Source organism: Mesorhizobium comanense (assembly GCF_005503535.1).
Lineage (GTDB): Bacteria > Pseudomonadota > Alphaproteobacteria > Rhizobiales > Rhizobiaceae > Mesorhizobium > Mesorhizobium comanense.
Genome location: NZ_SCNN01000001.1, coordinates 430558 through 446699 on the forward strand (window position 1 = coordinate 430558; position 16142 = coordinate 446699).

General features: G+C 64.2%; 13 protein-coding genes. 8 read left to right on the forward strand and 5 right to left on the reverse strand.

Features of this window, described 5'->3' with window-relative positions; genetic code table 11:
- Positions 1-104: 104 nt before the first annotated feature.
- From FFS37_RS02030 to FFS37_RS02040, 3 genes are all read left to right on the forward strand, one after another.
- Positions 105-353 (forward strand): DUF6356 family protein, encoded by a 249-nt coding sequence (locus FFS37_RS02030; protein ID WP_137929256.1) that lies wholly within the window; start codon positions 105-107, stop codon positions 351-353.
- A 129-nt stretch (positions 354-482) separates the two neighbouring features.
- A complete protein-coding gene (locus FFS37_RS02035; protein ID WP_137929257.1) occupies positions 483-1283 on the forward strand; it encodes a class II glutamine amidotransferase in 801 nt (266 codons plus the stop codon).
- A gap of 155 nt (positions 1284-1438) precedes the next feature.
- Positions 1439-2812 carry an amidase gene (locus FFS37_RS02040; RefSeq protein WP_137929707.1) on the forward strand — a complete coding sequence of 458 codons (1374 nt, stop codon included), beginning with the start codon at positions 1439-1441 and terminating at the stop codon, positions 2810-2812.
- On the opposite strand, the gene FFS37_RS02045 is transcribed toward FFS37_RS02040, so the two are convergent.
- Positions 2806-3879 carry an NAD(P)/FAD-dependent oxidoreductase gene (locus tag FFS37_RS02045; RefSeq protein WP_137929258.1) on the reverse strand — a complete coding sequence of 358 codons (1074 nt, stop codon included), beginning with the start codon at positions 3877-3879 and terminating at the stop codon, positions 2806-2808. The genes FFS37_RS02040 and FFS37_RS02045 overlap by 7 nt on opposite strands.
- Before the next feature lie 263 nt (positions 3880-4142).
- On the opposite strand from FFS37_RS02045, the gene FFS37_RS02050 reads away from it, so the two are divergent.
- The 3 genes from FFS37_RS02050 (at position 4143) to FFS37_RS02060 (ending at position 9152) form a co-directional block, all read left to right on the forward strand.
- Positions 4143-5735 (forward strand): peptide chain release factor 3, encoded by a 1593-nt coding sequence (locus FFS37_RS02050; RefSeq protein WP_137929259.1) that lies wholly within the window; start codon positions 4143-4145, stop codon positions 5733-5735.
- A 301-nt stretch (positions 5736-6036) separates the two neighbouring features.
- On the forward strand, positions 6037-7647 hold the full coding sequence (locus FFS37_RS02055) for a glycosyltransferase (RefSeq protein ID WP_137929260.1): 1611 nt from the start codon (positions 6037-6039) through the stop codon (positions 7645-7647).
- A gap of 86 nt (positions 7648-7733) precedes the next feature.
- Positions 7734-9152, forward strand: coding sequence for a glycosyltransferase (locus FFS37_RS02060; RefSeq protein ID WP_171026141.1), 1419 nt, complete (start codon positions 7734-7736; stop codon positions 9150-9152).
- Positions 9153-9188: 36 nt separating this feature from the next.
- Here FFS37_RS02060 and FFS37_RS02065 read toward each other — a convergent pair whose 3' ends face one another.
- From FFS37_RS02065 to FFS37_RS02075, 3 genes are all read right to left on the reverse strand, one after another.
- Positions 9189-9659 carry a VOC family protein gene (locus tag FFS37_RS02065; protein ID WP_137929262.1) on the reverse strand — a complete coding sequence of 157 codons (471 nt, stop codon included), beginning with the start codon at positions 9657-9659 and terminating at the stop codon, positions 9189-9191.
- Between the two features lie 29 nt (positions 9660-9688).
- Positions 9689-10216, reverse strand: a complete 528-nt coding sequence (locus FFS37_RS02070; protein ID WP_137929263.1) for an SRPBCC family protein — start codon at positions 10214-10216, stop codon at positions 9689-9691.
- A 117-nt stretch (positions 10217-10333) separates the two neighbouring features.
- Complete coding sequence (locus FFS37_RS02075) at positions 10334-10678, reverse strand: ArsR/SmtB family transcription factor (RefSeq protein WP_137929264.1); 345 nt, start codon at positions 10676-10678, stop codon at positions 10334-10336.
- Positions 10679-10874: 196 nt separating this feature from the next.
- Here FFS37_RS02075 and ilvD point away from each other — a divergent pair, with 196 nt between their 5' ends.
- Positions 10875-12719: a dihydroxy-acid dehydratase gene (gene ilvD, locus FFS37_RS02080; protein ID WP_137929265.1), complete on the forward strand. Its 1845-nt coding sequence runs from the start codon at positions 10875-10877 to the stop codon at positions 12717-12719.
- Positions 12720-12882: 163 nt separating this feature from the next.
- Here ilvD and FFS37_RS02090 read toward each other — a convergent pair whose 3' ends face one another.
- A complete protein-coding gene (locus FFS37_RS02090) occupies positions 12883-14637 on the reverse strand; it encodes an ABC transporter ATP-binding protein (RefSeq protein WP_137929708.1) in 1755 nt (584 codons plus the stop codon).
- A 207-nt stretch (positions 14638-14844) separates the two neighbouring features.
- Here FFS37_RS02090 and FFS37_RS02095 point away from each other — a divergent pair, with 207 nt between their 5' ends.
- Positions 14845-16137, forward strand: coding sequence for an amidohydrolase family protein (locus FFS37_RS02095; RefSeq protein WP_137929267.1), 1293 nt, complete (start codon positions 14845-14847; stop codon positions 16135-16137).
- Positions 16138-16142 lie beyond the last annotated feature (5 nt).

Below are 16142 nucleotides of genomic sequence, written 5' to 3' on the forward strand. Positions count from 1 at the left end.
TTTGTCCCAATGATGCGCCAGATACAAGGATATTTTGAGACCAATGAACCGACGAGCCGTGTCACGATACTCATATTCGAACTCGAGCGCCGAAGGGGACCCAAATGTCGGTCGCAGGCATCTTCACATCGCATCCGGCCAAGGTCGGCGAGACCTATTTCGGCCATATGGCCTTCGCGGCCTGGTTCTCCTCCCGCCTGCTGATGGCCGCGGGGGCAGCGCTCGTTCACGCTTTCTTGCCATTTCTCTTCGAGACTACCGCCAGCCGAATCGTTCGCGAGCTTTACGAGCGGACGCACAACAGAGGCAAGCACGCGATCAAGGAGCCTGCGGCTCTTATGGATCGCGCCTAGAGCCGGATGATTTCATGTCGAGTCGACCTGAAATCTGAATCCGGCTCTAAATCAAAGAGATAGAGCATGATGTCGTCCGAAAACCGCGTCACACTTTTCGGCATCATGCTCTAGAGGACGACAGAAGCGATGTGCCGTTGGGCGGCCTATCTAGGTGAAGCGGTCTTTCTGGAAGACATCCTCACGGCGCCCTGTCATTCGCTGATCGCCCAGAGCCACTGCGCCCAGGAAGCGAAGTCGCCTACCAATGGCGATGGCTTCGGGCTTGCCTGGTATGGAGACCGGCCGGAACCCGGTCTTTATCGCGATATCCTGCCGGCCTGGTCCGATCCCAATCTGAAGAGCCTGTGCCGGCAGATCAGGTCCGGCCTGTTCCTTGCCCATGTCAGGGCCTCGACCGGCGGCGCCACCAGCCGCATGAATTGCCACCCGTTCATTTCGGGGCGCTGGTCGTTCATGCACAACGGCCAGATCGGCGGCTTCGAGAAAATCCGGCGGGCGCTGGAGAATACCCTGTCCGACGCCGTCTTCGATCAGCGCGAAGGCACCACCGATTCCGAACTCTTTTTCCTCCTTATGATCGACGAGGGATTGGCCGTTGATCCGCAAGGCGCCGTATCGCGCGCCACCAGCCGCGTCATCGAAGCCTCGCGCCGCGCCGGCGTCGAACCGGCGCTGAAACTCACCGCCGCTTTCTCCGACGGCCAGGCGCTGCATGCGGTGCGCTATGCCACCGATGCCCAGGCGCCGACACTTTACACCTCCGTGTTCCGTAAGGGCGGCGGCCGCTGCATCGTCTCGGAGCCTTTCGATCGCGACGGTGGCGACTGGCAGGCGGTGCCGCCATCGAGCTTCGTCACCATGACCCGGGAGGGGATCACCATTCATCCCTTTGCACCGGCAACCGCAAAGCTCGCACTGGTCGGATAGTTTTTCGCCGGATTGCCAATCGCGGCAACGTCGCCGACCTCAAAGGCGCAATTCCGATCAAGGGCCGCCGGTCCTCGAATGCTCAATTCCGCTTGAAGTCATGCTGCTGTCGGTCATCCTGATCCGGTCAGCGCGGCCAAGCCGGAGCATCAATGATGGACCTCGTATTTTCCTCGGCAACCGATCTCTCCGCCGCGATCCGTGACCGCAAGATTTCCGCCGTCGAGCTCCTCGACGCGCATCTGGCGCAGATCGACCGGCACAATGAAGGCGTCAACGCCGTCATCTCGCTCGATCGCGAAGGCGCGCGCGAACGCGCCCGAAAGGCTGACGTGGCACAGTCGCGTGGCGAAGCGCTCGGGCCGTTGCATGGCGTACCCTTCACGCTGAAGGACACGCATGAGGCATCAGGCATGAAGACGACGGTCGGGTTTCCGGCTTTCGCTGACTATGTGGCGAATGAAGACAGCCCGGTCGTTGCCAGGCTCAGGGCCGCCGGGGGCGTGCTCATGGCCAGGACCAATGTCGCCACCATGCTGTCGGACTGGCAATCAAACAATCCGCTCTTCGGCCGCACCGGCAATCCATGGAATCTCGAACGCACCGCAGGCGGTTCCAGTGGCGGCGCCGCGGCGGCGGTTGCCGCCGGGATGACGCCATTCGACATCGGCACCGACATGCAGGATTCGATCAGGTTGCCCGCCGCCTTCTGTGGCGTCTACGGGTTGAAACCGACGGAACACCGCGTCTCGCTGGCCGGCGCTTTTCCGAACCCGGGCAGCGCTGCGCGCAGCGTGCGGCTCATGTCCTGCCTCGGACCGCTGGCGCGCAGCGTCGACGATCTGGCCTTAATTTACCAGATCATCGCCGGGCCTGACGGACGCGACACCGATCTCGCACCGGTGCCGGTCGAGGCTATGCCGAAGCTCGGTCTCAAGGCATTGCGCATCGCCTTCGCGCCGTCCTCCCCCGGTTTTCCTGTGGCCGGCGAGATCAGCGACGCCGTCGAAAATCTGGCAAGGCAGTTGCAAGGCGCGGGCGTCGTCGTCGAGGAGGCGAAACTGCCCAGGCTCGACCTGCACGACGATCTCGCCCAGGGTGGCGCACTGATCGGTATGATGATGGAAGCGGCGCAGCCCGAACCACCACAACAGCCCACACCGGTCTCGCGCTGGTTCGAGGCGCTTGCCCGCCGCGACAGATCCATTGTCGCCTGGGAGCAGTTCTTCGAGAACTGGGATGCGCTGCTGTGCCCAGTCACCATGACCACGGCTTTCCCGCATTGCGAGGCGGGCACGCAGATCAGCGTCGACGGCAAGGAGCAAAGCTATTGGATGCTGCCGGCCTATGGCGCCATCTTCAACTACAGCGGCCACCCGGCGCTTTCGATGCCATGCGGGCAGGACAGTGATGGCCTGCCGATCGGCCTGCAACTGGTCGGCAAGCGCTGGTCGGAGTCGCGGCTGCTCGGCATGGCCAAGGCGATCGAACCACTGACTGGGGGTTTTCGCCGTCCGCCGGGCTATTGAGCGAAGCGCGACAGTCCGTATGGCGTCAATAGCGGGTCGCGCTCGCCATCCAGAATTTCGCGCGTGGCGAACAGGCCGACGGCCGGCGCCAGCGTGACGCCAGAATGCATCACCGCGATATAGAGCCCGTCCATCCCGTCGGCGCGGCCGATGATCGGAAAGCCGTCGACCGGCGTCGGCCGGAAGCCTACCGTGTGGAAATCGAGTTCCAGCCCATCGCTGTCCCGCAGCATGGCTTTCATGGCCGCGAACAGGTCGAGGGCAGTGACGTCGGCATCCATTCCCGGATCGGCGCCACCGAAATCGGAGCCGGCGATGATGCGACCTTCCGCCGTCTGGCGCATGTGCAACCGTTCGGCCAGCACCAGGCCGTTGAGCAGTTTCTTGTAGGGCCGGGAATGGACGATCAGCCCCGGCGGCGTCTCGATCGGCAGCTTGATGCCGGCCGTGGCGGCAATATCGGGCGAGCCGACGCCGGCCGCGATCACCACCTCGTCGGCTGCGATCAGCCCATGCGAGGTGTCGACGCCGGTAATCTTGCCGTCCGTCTGGACCAGTGCCGTGACGGTGCTGGACAAGATGCGGGTGCCATGGCGCCCGGCGTCGGCCAAAAGGGCTTTCGTGGCCGCGACCGGTTCCGCCACGCCTTCCTCGGCGACATGCAAGGCAAAGTCCGGAAGGTCCGCGACATTGGGTTCGATGCGCGCGGCTGTGGCACGGTCGACGCGTTCGATGCCATAACCCCAGGATGAATGCTGCGCGGCATAGCTGTCCATCTCGGCCGCCGGCAAATCCCAGCACAGGCCGCCGCACCAGACGAGCGGCAGGCCGGGAAGGTCTTTCGCCAGCCGCGTCCATTCGGCCATGGCGCGGGTGCGCAGGCGGAAATAGATCTCGGGGTTACCCCAACTGGCGTTGATCCAGCCAAAGGAGTTCGGCGTGGCGATGCCGCCGGGGGCGCTGTCGGCAATGACCGTCACGCGTGCTCCGGCCCTCGTCAGGTGCCAGGCGATCGAAGCGCCGATGATGCCGGCGCCGACGACGATGACTTCTTTCGCAGCGACCATCTCTATTCCTTCGCGATCCAATCCCCGGGGATGGTTCATTCCAGTGCCATCAGGTCGGGCGTTTGCCAACCGCGAAAGTGGCGGAATTATCTGGTTTGACATTGTCGGGCACCGTTCCCGACGCCGCGATCGCGCAAGCCGGTGCTGCGCCTGCCCCAACGGAGCGGCCTGAGGCCGCTGCGGGTCTCCTGCGCCGCCGGACCGGTCGACAGCCCGGCGCTGCGCTGCTAGAAGCCCGGCCTGTCATACGGATACCCCTAAGAATGCCCGACACAATACCTGAGGAAGTGGCGCGCCGCCGCACCTTCGCGATCATCGCCCACCCGGACGCCGGCAAGACGACGCTGACCGAAAAGCTGCTGCTGTTCGGCGGCGCCATTCAGCTTGCCGGTGAGGTCAAGGCGAAGAAGGATCGCATCCAGACACGGTCCGACTGGATGAAGATCGAGCGAGAGCGCGGCATTTCGGTCGTCACCTCGGTGATGACCTTCGAGTATGAGGACACTGTCTTCAACCTGCTCGACACGCCCGGCCACGAGGATTTCGCCGACGACACCTACCGCACGCTGTCGGCGGTCGATAGCGCCGTCATGGTCATCGATGCCGCCAAGGGCATCGAGCCGCGCACGCTGAAGCTGTTCGAGGTCTGCCGCCTGCGCGACATCCCGATCATCACCTTCGTCAACAAGATGGACCGCGAGAGCCGTGATCCGTTCGAGATACTCGACGAGATCGAGCAGAAGCTGGCGCTGGACACTGCGCCCATCACCTGGCCCATCGGCCGCGGCAAGACGTTTTCAGGCACCTACCACCTGGCGCTGAACGCCGTGCGCAGGGGCGATGACGAAAAGGAACGCACGCCCGTCAACGGCCCGGATTCCAACCGCGTCGCCGGTCTTTTGCCGGACAATGAGCGCGAGGCCTTCATCGAGGAACTGGAACTCGCGCGGGAGGCGTGCAGGCCCCTTGATATCGAAGCCTTCCGGGAAGGTCACCTGACGCCTGTCTATTTCGGCTCGGCGCTGCGCAACTACGGCGTTCGCGACCTGATCGAGGCGCTCGGCGCTTTTGGCCCGCCGCCACGCGCGCAGGAGGCCGACAGCCGCAAGGTCGAGGCCACGGAGGAGAAGATGACCTCCTTCGTCTTCAAGATCCAGGCCAATATGGACCCCAACCATCGTGACCGCATCGCCTTCGTGCGCGTCTGTTCGGGCAAGCTCGAGCGCGGCATGAAGGCGAAGCTGGTACGCACCGGCAAGCCGATGAGCCTGTCGGCGCCGCAGTTCTTCTTCGCCCGCACCCGCGTCACCGCCGACGAAGCCTTTGCCGGCGATGTCGTCGGCATCCCCAATCACGGCACGCTTCGCATCGGCGACACGTTGACCGAGGGCGAGGAAATCCTGTTTCGCGGCGTGCCGAACTTCGCTCCCGAAATCCTGCGTCGTGTCCGTCTCGGCGATGCCATGAAGGCCAAGAAACTCAAGGAGGCGCTGCACCAGATGGCCGAGGAAGGCGTCGTGCAGCTGTTCTCGCCCGAGGACGGCTCACCCGCCATTGTCGGTGTCGTCGGCGCGCTGCAGCTCGACGTCCTGAAGGAGCGGCTGAACATCGAATACACGCTTCCGGTGGACTTCGAGATGTCACGCTTTTCGGTCTGCCGCTGGATCTCGGCCGACGACAAGGCCGAGCTTCAGCGCTTTGTCGAAGCGCATCGCGGCGACATCGCCCGCGACCTCGACAATGACCCGGTGTTCCTCGCCCAGCACGCCTTTTCGCTGAACTACGAGGCGGAACGCTGGAAAGCGATCCGCTTCGCCACGATCAAGGATTATCAGGTTCGCGACAAGGCGGCTTGATGAGGTCATCTCTCTCGGCCAAAATGCCCCCAATTTAAGTTCGGCCGTTCCCATTGCCCCGGCGTGACTGGCCGGGAGCAATGTGCTTATCAATCCGCGCTCGCCGCTGCTGGTTCCCGGCGGGCTGGATGGACGGGGCGCGCCTGACAGCGATGAAGGTCCTGCTTACCGGATTGGGGGACTTTGTGGCGCCTGACCTGCTTGAAGCCCTCGGAAGGAGCTTCTGCTCCCGCGCGAAGATTCCCGGAAAACATTGTCGCGTGACCGCCGGCCAGGGCGCGGGTGATCGGTGGCCGACCGCATGAGCCGGCGGCGGGATGATGCCCTCCTGGCGGGATACGAGGACTGGCGGCAATCCAGGGCGACCGAAAGAAAATGGTCACGCCGCGAGCAGCCCGCCTGGAACCACCTGATCACGGTTTTCGTCTATCCGGAAGCATCGTCGTCCGCGACCGGCCTGTCGCGGACCCTGTCGGCTTTGCTGGATCAGACCTATCGAAACATCGAGGTCGTGGTGATCGGGACAGCGGAGCGGGACCTGCCGGATGCGGACCGGTTCGCGACCCTGCGCGGATTGTTCGCCGAGCCGGCGCTCGACGTGCTGGATGTCTTGTCCGACCCGGCGACCGACCGTGCCTGGCGCGGCAGCCATCTCGTCTTCGCGGCCGCGGGAACCACGTTCGATCCGGACGCCTTCGATCTGCTGAACCGGATGCTCACTCCGCCGCCGGGAAGGACGGCGCCGGAATTGATCATCTGCGACCATGACCGCGCCGCGGCGAGCGGACCGGCACGGCTGCCCTGCTTTCTACCCGGCTGGGATCCCGATCTGATCGTTGCGATGGACTATGTCGGGACCGCGTTCATGGCATCCCGCAGACTTGTGCTTGACCGGCGGTCATCGCGCCCGGCGTCCCTGCATGCCTGGCTGTGTGGTCTTGTCGATAGTCCGCTGGCGACAGGCCGTCTCACCGAGCCGGTGATGCATCTGCCCGCGGGTCCGCCGCGACTTGCGGCGCAACCAGGCATCGGCGTCTTCCCGACCGCCAGCTCCACGGCGATCGTCATTCCCAACCGCGACAAGCCCGAACTCCTGCAGCAATGCGTGCGGTTTCTGGAGTTCACCGAAATCCCGGGGCTTGAACTGGTCATCGTCGACCATGCCAGCACCGACCCGCGGACGTTGGCGCTCTATGCGCGGCTCCAGGAGCAATATGGCGCCCGCATCCTGAGAGTTGACGGTCATTTCAACTTCTCGCGCATGGTCAATATGGGCGTGGCCGCCACGACCGCTCAGATGCTGATGCTGGTCAACAACGACGTCGAGGTTAAGAAGGCGCACGAAATCCAGGTGATGATGGCGCACGCCATGCGGCCCGAAGTCGGGGTGGTTGGCGCGCGCCTGCTCTATCCCAATGGCACCGTTCAACATGCCGGCGTCATCCTCCGGCCGGGTTCGGGCCGGGACTATCCCGTATGGGCACAGCATGTCCTGCGCCGCGCCGCGGGCGATTCGGAGGGATATCTCCACGCACTGCGTACCGTCCGCAACTATCAGGCCGTGACCGGAGCGATCATTGCGACGCGGCGGGACGTCTTCGACAGGGTCGGCGGCTTCGATGAGGTCAGCCTGCCTGTCGAATTCAATGACGTCGATTACTGCTTGCGCGCCCGCGCCGCCGGGCTGCGTGTCGTCTGTTTGCCGACGGACGGGATTGTGCATTCAGAGTCGTCGACGCGCGGCCTGGCGACCACACCCGATGTGATGAGGATGCGCCTTGCGGCCATGGAGTTGATGATCGGCCGCTGGCCGGATGCGGTGGATCATGACCCCTTCTTCAATCCGCATGCGGATTGGGGGGATCGCCCGCATCCCCTCTTTCCCTGGACCGACTGGTCGGAAGTGCAATGAAGGCGGACCATTTCATCAGACGTTTCTTGCGGCGTGTCCGGCGCGCCATCCCCTGGAGGGATCGGTTGAAGCGGAAATTGAGATCGATGTTCCGCATGGAAGCGCCGCGCGATCCCCTGCGGGCATTGGCCGAGTTCACGGGCGTCTTTGACGCCGGGTGGTATGCGAGCAGGTATGGGGATGTCGCGTCCAGCGGCCTCGATCCGTTCGCCCACTACATGGATCGTGGCTGGCGGGCGAAGCGGGAGCCGGCGGCCGGCATCGACATCGAAAGCCGCGCGGCGCTGGTTCCTGGGTTTAGGCTCGGCCAGGACAATCCGATGTCCTATCTGTTGCAAAACCTCGCACGGCTCGACGCTCAGCCGCCGAGGCCGCCTGAGTTCGTCCCGGCCGTCCGGACCTTGGACGACGGCTTATGCGTGAGCGGATACCTTCGTTCGGAGATCGGCCTTGGCCAGACGGCGCGCAATATCGTCTATGCCTGCGACGCTGCCCGACTGCCTGTATCCTCCCGCGCCCTGGCTGTGCCCGGTCGGGAAAACGACGACGAATTTACAAGCAAGAGCAACCCGATCGTCGACCGCAAGGCCCAGCTCGTGGTGCTAGGCTTGAGTTCCATCGACAACCATCGTCCCGACATTGCTCCAGGCAGGCTGAACATCCTCTATCCGCTCTGGGAGCTTCTGAGGGTTCCCGGGGACTGGCGTCCCGCTATCAGCGATTTCGACGAAGTCTGGGCCCCGTCGCGATTCGTCGCCTCGGCGCTTTCGGATGTCCCAGGCATTACGCCGCGCTACGTGCCGCACCCCATGCGCCTCCCCGCTCTGCGGCCACAGCCGCGAGCCGGCCGTGCGCAATTGCGCTTCTTTACGTTTCTGGATTTTGACTCCTATGGCGCGCGGAAAAATCCGCAGGCCGCCGTCGATGCCTTCCGGGCGGCCTTCCAGCCCATGAAGCGCGATGTTGAGCTCGTCGTCAAAACGCGCGGTAAGCGAGACCAGGGGCTGCGTGCCTGGCTTGGCGAGGCCGCGGCGCAGGACGACCGGATCCGGATCGTGGATCAAACTCTCGATCGGCCCGGCATGGACGCGCTGATGATGCAATGCGATGCCTTCATCTCGCTCCACCGGTCCGAGGGCTTTGGCCTGGGCGCCGCCGAGGCTCTCGCGGCAGGCAAGGCCGTCGTGGCCACCGACTATGGCGGCACGACCGATTTCATCAACGAGGCGACCGGATATCCAGTCGCTTACAGTCTGGAGCCTGTTCGAGACGGCGAATACCTGCACACCGAAGGGCAGGTGTGGGCGACCGCGGACAGGGATGCCGCGGTCGAGGCCCTGCGTGCCATCCATGATTCCCCGGACGAAGCCGAAGCGCGGGCGCGAAATGGCTTCGCGTTGCTCAGGCAGCAGCATTCCTTGTCCGCTGTGGGCCGGCGCATCGGCGAGCTTCTTGCCGAGAGGGGCGTCATGCCGTCGGGATGGGCGCCGCGGCACGACACCTGACCATGGCAGGCTGAATGCTTGCCTGGCCGGTCTGGATCAGCCCTTTGCCGCCGCTTCGAGATTGGCGATGTCGATCTTGCCCATCTGCATCATCGCTCCCATGACGCGGCCGGCCTTGGCCCGGTCGGGATCCTGAAGCAGGCGCGGCAATTGCTCCGGCACGACCTGCCAGGAGACGCCGAACTTGTCCTTCAGCCAGCCGCAGGGGCCGGGTTCGCCGCCACCCTCGGTCAGCTTTGTCCAGAAATGATCGACCTCTTCCTGCGTCTTGCAATCGATCGAAAGCGAGATCGCCTCAGTGAACTTGTATTGCGGACCGCCATTGAGCGCCTGGAACTGCACCCCGTCGAGCTCGAACGAGGCGACCAGCACCTTGCCTTCGTCGGCGTGGCCCTTGGGCCAGCGCGTGACGCTCAGCACTTTCGAATTCCTGAAGATGGAGACGTAGTGGTTCATGGCGTCCTCGGCCTGGCCGTCGAACCACAGGAAGGTGGTGATCTTTTGCATGGGGTCTCTCCTCGTTGCTTTAGTGGAAATCAGGCCGCGCCCTTCGAGGCGTCGCGGAGCGAAGTCAAATAGGCGTCGAGCTGGGCATAGCTTTCGGCAATGCCGCCGGTCATGCCTGTGCCGAGTGCCCCGTCACGGGCGGCCTGGGAGGCATAGAGCACCGTCTGGGTCAGCAGGGTTTTCCCGGTCTGTTCGGTGAAGACGACCGTTCCGACCGTCTCGCCGCCGGTCCAATCCTCATCGAACAGCTCGGTGGCAACGATCCGGCTCGGCCGCACGATCTCGCGGTAGGCGCCGCTCATGCCCATGGTGCGGCCGTCACGGTGCTGCCAGACATAGCGTGTGGCGCCGCCGACCCTCAGGTCGATCTCGCAGACCGCCAGCCGCCAGCCGTCCGGCCCATGCAGCCAGCCCTTGAGCAGTTCAGGCACCGTCCAGCAGTCGAAGACCATGGGGCGGGGCGCGTCGAACAGCCTGACGATCTGGACTTCGCGATCGGACGGCGTGGTCACGGCCAGCGTCGCGACCGTCGAACCGGGCAAGTGCGTGGTGCTCAAGACGGTATCTCCTCAACCGTGGGTGTTTCTCCAAGGACGTTCGGTCGGCGGGCAATCCGACACGGGTCCCGATTTTCTTTGAAGGGCGCAGCCCGCTTCGGGTACGCCCGGTGACGGCTATTGTTCCGCTTCACCCGTGGGCTTGTTGGCCTGCAAGGCGCCCAGCAAGGCGTCGAGGCGCTGGAAATTGCCCTCCCAGATCTTGCGATAGCGCTCCAGCCATTCATTGGCTTCCGCCAGGGGTTTGGCTTCCAGCCGGCAGGGTCGGCGTTGCGCATCGCGGCCGCGTGAGATCAGCCCGGCGTTTTCCAGCACCTTGAGATGTTTCGAAATCGAGGGCTGGCTCATCGAAAATGGCTCGGCGAGCTCCATCACCGATGCCTCGCCCTGGATGAGCCGGGCCAGGATCGCGCGGCGGGTGGGGTCGGCAAGAGCCGCGAAGGTAGCGTCCAACTGGTTCATGAATAATCCATAGCCAAATAGATATATACCCAATTAGCTATATACATGCCGACCGATCCGGTCAACCCGGCATCTGATTTGCTGGCGCATTGCAAAAATGTGGCCAGACCAAGCTTGCGCGTCTATAACGCCTGCGGTCCGAATTAAGCGCCGCCACGCTCCGCATCGAGCGCAGCCAGCCAGCTAAGGAAAAGTCATGCCTGCCTATCGCTCCCGCACCACCACCCATGGCCGCAACATGGCCGGCGCCCGTGGCCTCTGGCGCGCCACCGGCATGAAGGACAGTGATTTCGGCAAGCCGATCATCGCCGTGGTCAATTCCTTCACCCAGTTCGTGCCCGGCCATGTCCACTTGAAGGACCTCGGCCAGCTCGTCGCGCGCGAGATCGAGAAGGCCGGCGGCGTCGCCAAGGAATTCAACACCATCGCTGTCGACGACGGCATCGCCATGGGCCATGACGGGATGCTCTATTCGCTGCCGTCGCGCGAGCTGATCGCCGATTCCGTCGAATACATGGTCAACGCGCACTGCGCCGATGCCATGGTCTGCATCTCCAATTGCGACAAGATCACCCCCGGAATGCTGATGGCCTCGTTGCGCCTCAACATCCCGACCGTCTTCGTCTCGGGCGGCCCGATGGAGGCCGGCAAGGTGGTGCTGGCCGGCAAGACGCAGGCGCTCGACCTGGTCGACGCCATGGTCGCGGCGGCCGACGACAGGATTTCGGACGAGGACGTCAAGGTCATCGAACGCTCGGCCTGCCCGACCTGCGGCTCATGCTCGGGCATGTTCACCGCCAACTCGATGAACTGCCTGACCGAGGCGCTCGGCCTGTCGCTGCCCGGCAACGGTTCGACGCTGGCAACCCACGCCGACCGCAAGCGCCTGTTCGTCGAGGCCGGCCATCTCGCCGTCGATCTCGCCCAGCGCTATTACGAACAGGACGACGAGAGCGCCCTGCCGCGCAGCATCGCCTCCAAGGGCGCCTTCGAGAACGCCATGACGCTCGACATCGCCATGGGCGGCTCGACCAACACGGTGCTGCACATCCTGGCCGCCGCCCATGAAGGCGAGGTCGACTTCACCATGGAGGACATCGACCGGCTCTCGCGCCGTGTTCCGGTGCTGTGCAAGGTGGCGCCGGCCAAGTCCGATGTCCACATGGAGGACGTCCATCGCGCCGGCGGCATCATGGCCATTCTCGGCCAGCTCGACGAAGCCGGACTGATCAACCGCGACCTGCCGACCGTGCACACGGCCACGCTCGGCGAGGCGCTCGATCATTGGGACATCTCCCGCACATCGAGCCAGAATGTCCGCGACTTCTTCCTCGCCGCTCCCGGCGGCGTGCCGACGCAGGTCGCCTTCAGCCAGGACCGCCGCTGGGACGATCTCGATCTCGATCGGGAGAAGGGCGTCATCCGTTCGGCCAAGACGCCGTTCTCAAGGGATGGCGGCCTCGCCGTGCTGAAGGGCAATCTGGCGCTCGACGGCTGCATCGTGAAGACGGCGGGCGTCGATGAATCGATCCTGAAGTTCACCGGCCCGGCGCGGGTGTTCGAGAGCCAGGACGCCTCGGTCAAGGCGATCCTCGCCAACGAGATCAAGGCCGGCGATGTCGTCGTCATCCGCTACGAGGGGCCGCGCGGCGGCCCCGGCATGCAGGAAATGCTCTATCCGACCAGCTATCTGAAATCGAAGGGGCTGGGCAAGGCCTGCGCGCTGGTTACCGACGGACGCTTCTCCGGCGGCACGTCGGGCCTGTCGATCGGCCACGTCTCGCCTGAAGCCGCCGAGGGCGGCACGATCGGGCTGGTCCAGGAGGGCGACACGATCGAGATCGACATCCCCAACCGCACCATCCGCCTTGCTGTCAGCGACGCCGAACTTGAAGCGCGCCGGGCGGCGATGGCAGCCAGGGGCGCCCAGGCCTGGAAGCCGGAGGAGAAGCGCAAGCGCAAGGTCACGACGGCACTGCGCGCCTACGCCGCCTTCGCTACCAGTGCCGACAAGGGCGCGGTCAGACACGTGCCGGAGTAAGGGTTTCTTCCTTCTCCCCTTGAGGGAGAAGGTGTCGCCGCAGGCGACGGATGAGGGGTGTTCCAGCGGAGTGAGACGTTGGCGTTCCCTGGAACACCCCTCATCCGTCTTGCCGCTTCGCGGCAATCCACCTTCTCCCGCAGGGGGAGAAGGGAAGAGTGTGCTACGGCATCAGCTGGTACTCGTAGAGCTTCTGGTATAGCCCGCCCTGCTTGAGCAGGGCGCGGTGCGGTCCGCTCTCCACCACCTTGCCGCCTTCCAGCACCACGATCGTATCGGCCTGATGCACGGTCGACAGGCGGTGCGCGATGACGATCGTCGTGCGTCCCTCGGTCAACTGTTGCAGCGCGTCGCGGAACAGCGCTTCCGATTCGGCGTCGAGCGCGCTGGTCGCTTCGTCGAGCAGAAGGATTTCGGCGTTGCGCAGCATGGCGCGCGCGATCGAGATGCGCTGACGCTGGCCGCCCGAGAGCAGGCCGCCATTCTCGCCGACATCCGTTTCGTAACCCTTTGCCTGCGCCATGATGAAATCATGCGCGTTGGCGGCCTTGGCCGCGGCGATCACCTCTTCGTCGGTCGCGCCCTCTCGCCCAAGCCGTATGTTGTGCATGATCGTGCCGGCGAAAAGGAACGTCTCCTGGCTGACATAGGCGATCTTTTCCCTGAGCGAGGCGAGAGTGGCATGCGAAATATCCTGGCCGTCGAGCAGCACCTGGCCGCTCTTGGGGTCATACATGCGCATGATCAGGTTGAGGATCGTCGACTTGCCGCCGCCGGAAGGGCCGACCAGCGCCGTCATCTTGCCGGCGGCCAGGGTCAGGTCGAACCGGTCGAGCACCGGCGGGCCGTTCTGGTAGGCGAAGCTGACGGCGTCGAACCTTATCTCGCCAGGCCCGGCCTTGAGCGGCCTGGCATCCGGCTTTTCGGCCAGCGTCAGTGGTTCATCGGCGAGCTGGAACATCATGCGCACGCCGACAATGCCGCTTTCCAGGGAGATGCGGACGCGCGCGAGACGCTTTGCCGGCTCATAGGCAAGCAGCAGCGCCGCGATGAAGGCCATGATATTGCCGGGCATCTGGCCGCCCTGCAGCACAAGCAGGCCACTGACCATGACGGCGCCGGCGATCGCCAGCCCGGCGAGCGTCTCCATGACGGGGTTGGTCACCGCCTCCAGCGCGGCGATGTTGTTGGCCCGGTCCTCGACATCCGCGACCGCCCTGTACATGCGCTTGCGCATCAGCCCCTCGAGGTTGAAGGACTTGACCACGCGCACGCCGATCGCGGTTTCCTGCATCACCTGCACGATCTGGCCGACCGAGCGGAACTCCATGGCCGCGAACTTGCGCACCCGCTTGAGGATGCGGTTGACGCCATAGATGGCCACGGGGCCGACGACGAAGCAGATCAGCGACAGCGCCGGCTGCTGCCAGACCATGACCCCGATCAAGGCAGCCAGGGTCACGAGATCGCGCACGTAGGAGGTAACGATGAGGTCGAGCACGTTGCGCGCCGCCTGGGCGTTGTTGGTCATGCGCGTGATCAGGTCGGACGAGGAGGTCGAATGATAGAACTCGATGCCTTGCGCCAGGATGCGGTCGTAGATCTTGCGCTGCCGGTCGGCGATAATGGCGTTGCCGACCCGGCTCATGAAATAGGCCTGGACGAAGTTGGCGAGGCCCTTGACGATGAAGATCCCGGCGACCGCCACGGCGATCATGTTGACGCGATCGACCCTCTTGTCGATGACGAATTCATTGGTGATTTCGCGCAGGATCCATGCGCTCGCCGCCGTCATGCCGGCCACTACCAGCATCGACAGGATGGCCGCGCCGTAGCCCGCCCGGTGCTGGCGGAAGGATTCCCTGAGCAGCCTTGCGATAAGGCGCTGGTTCTCCATCGAGCGCTCGTCGCGTTTCAGGAACGTCAAGTTCAAGTTCACACGGGACTTCCATGGTTTGCGACTTATGGCCTTGAGTCCGAAGCCGATCGCTGCGTGGACTAAAAGCGGCTTATAGAGCGAGTTACCGCCAGAGGGAACCTTTCACGGCCGACTAAAGAAACGGCTGCGGCAAGCTGTCTTTTGCGTCACCATGGTTGGGTGATTCTGGAAATAGGATGACGACAGATGGATTTCGACCTTATCGTTCGTGGCGGCACGCTGTTGGATGGCCGGGTTGCCGATATCGGCATCAGCGGCGAAACGATCGCGGCGATCGAGCCGAAACTGCAAGGTTCCGCGCGAACCGAGGTCGACGCCAGCGGCAGTCTGGTATCGCCACCCTTCGTCGATCCGCATTTCCATATGGATGCCACGCTCTCCTACGGCATTCCGCGCATCAACGCTTCGGGCACGCTGCTGGAAGGCATTTCGCTGTGGGGCGAACTGAAGCCGCTTTTGACGCATGAAGCGGTGCGCGACCGCGCGCTTTCTTATTGCGACTGGGCGGTGTCGATGGGCCTGCTCGCCATCCGCACCCATGTCGACGTCTGCGACGACAGGCTGCTTGCGGTCGAGGCGCTGCTCGACGTCAAGAAGACGGTGGCGCCCTATATCGATCTGCAACTCGTGGCCTTTCCGCAGGACGGCCTCTACCGTTCGCCGACGGCTCGGCAGAACACCATCCGCGCGCTCGACATGGGCGTCGACATCGTCGGCGGCATCCCCCATTTCGAACGCACCATGGCCGATGGCACAAGGTCGGTGACCGAACTCTGCGAGATCGCGGCAAAGCGCGGCCTGATGGTCGACCTGCATTGCGACGAGACCGACGATCCGCTGTCGCGCCATATCGAGCAACTCGCCTATGAGACCGCGCGGCTCGGCCTGCAGGGCAGGGTGGCCGGCTCGCATCTCACCTCGATGCATTCGATGGACAATTACTATGTCTCCAAGCTCTTGCCGTTGATCGCCGAGGCCGGTGTGTCGGCCATTCCCAATCCGCTGATCAACATCATGCTGCAGGGCCGCCACGACACCTTCCCCAAGCGCCGCGGCCTCACCCGGGTCAAGGAGATGCTGGCTCTCGGCATCCGTGTCGGCTGGGGCCAGGATTGCGTGCTCGACCCCTGGTATTCGCTGGGCACTGCCGACATGCTCGACGTCGCCTTCATGGGCCTGCATATAGCCCAGATGTCGAGCCCGGCCGACATGGCGCGCTGTTTCGATATGGTCACCAGCGTCAACGCCGCCATCATGGGGCTCGATCATCTCGGCCTTGCCGTCGGCAAGCGCGCCAGCCTTGTCGTCCTCGACGCCGGCAATCCGGTCGAGGCCCTGCGCCTGCGTGCCGAGCGCATCTGCGTCATCGCCAGGGGCAAGGTGGTTGCGCAACGGACGAGGCAGGACACCAGGCTGTCCATTGCCGGCAGGCCCTCGCAGGTGAACCGCCGTCACCGCGTGCCCGGTCAGGCCCAATAGGACAT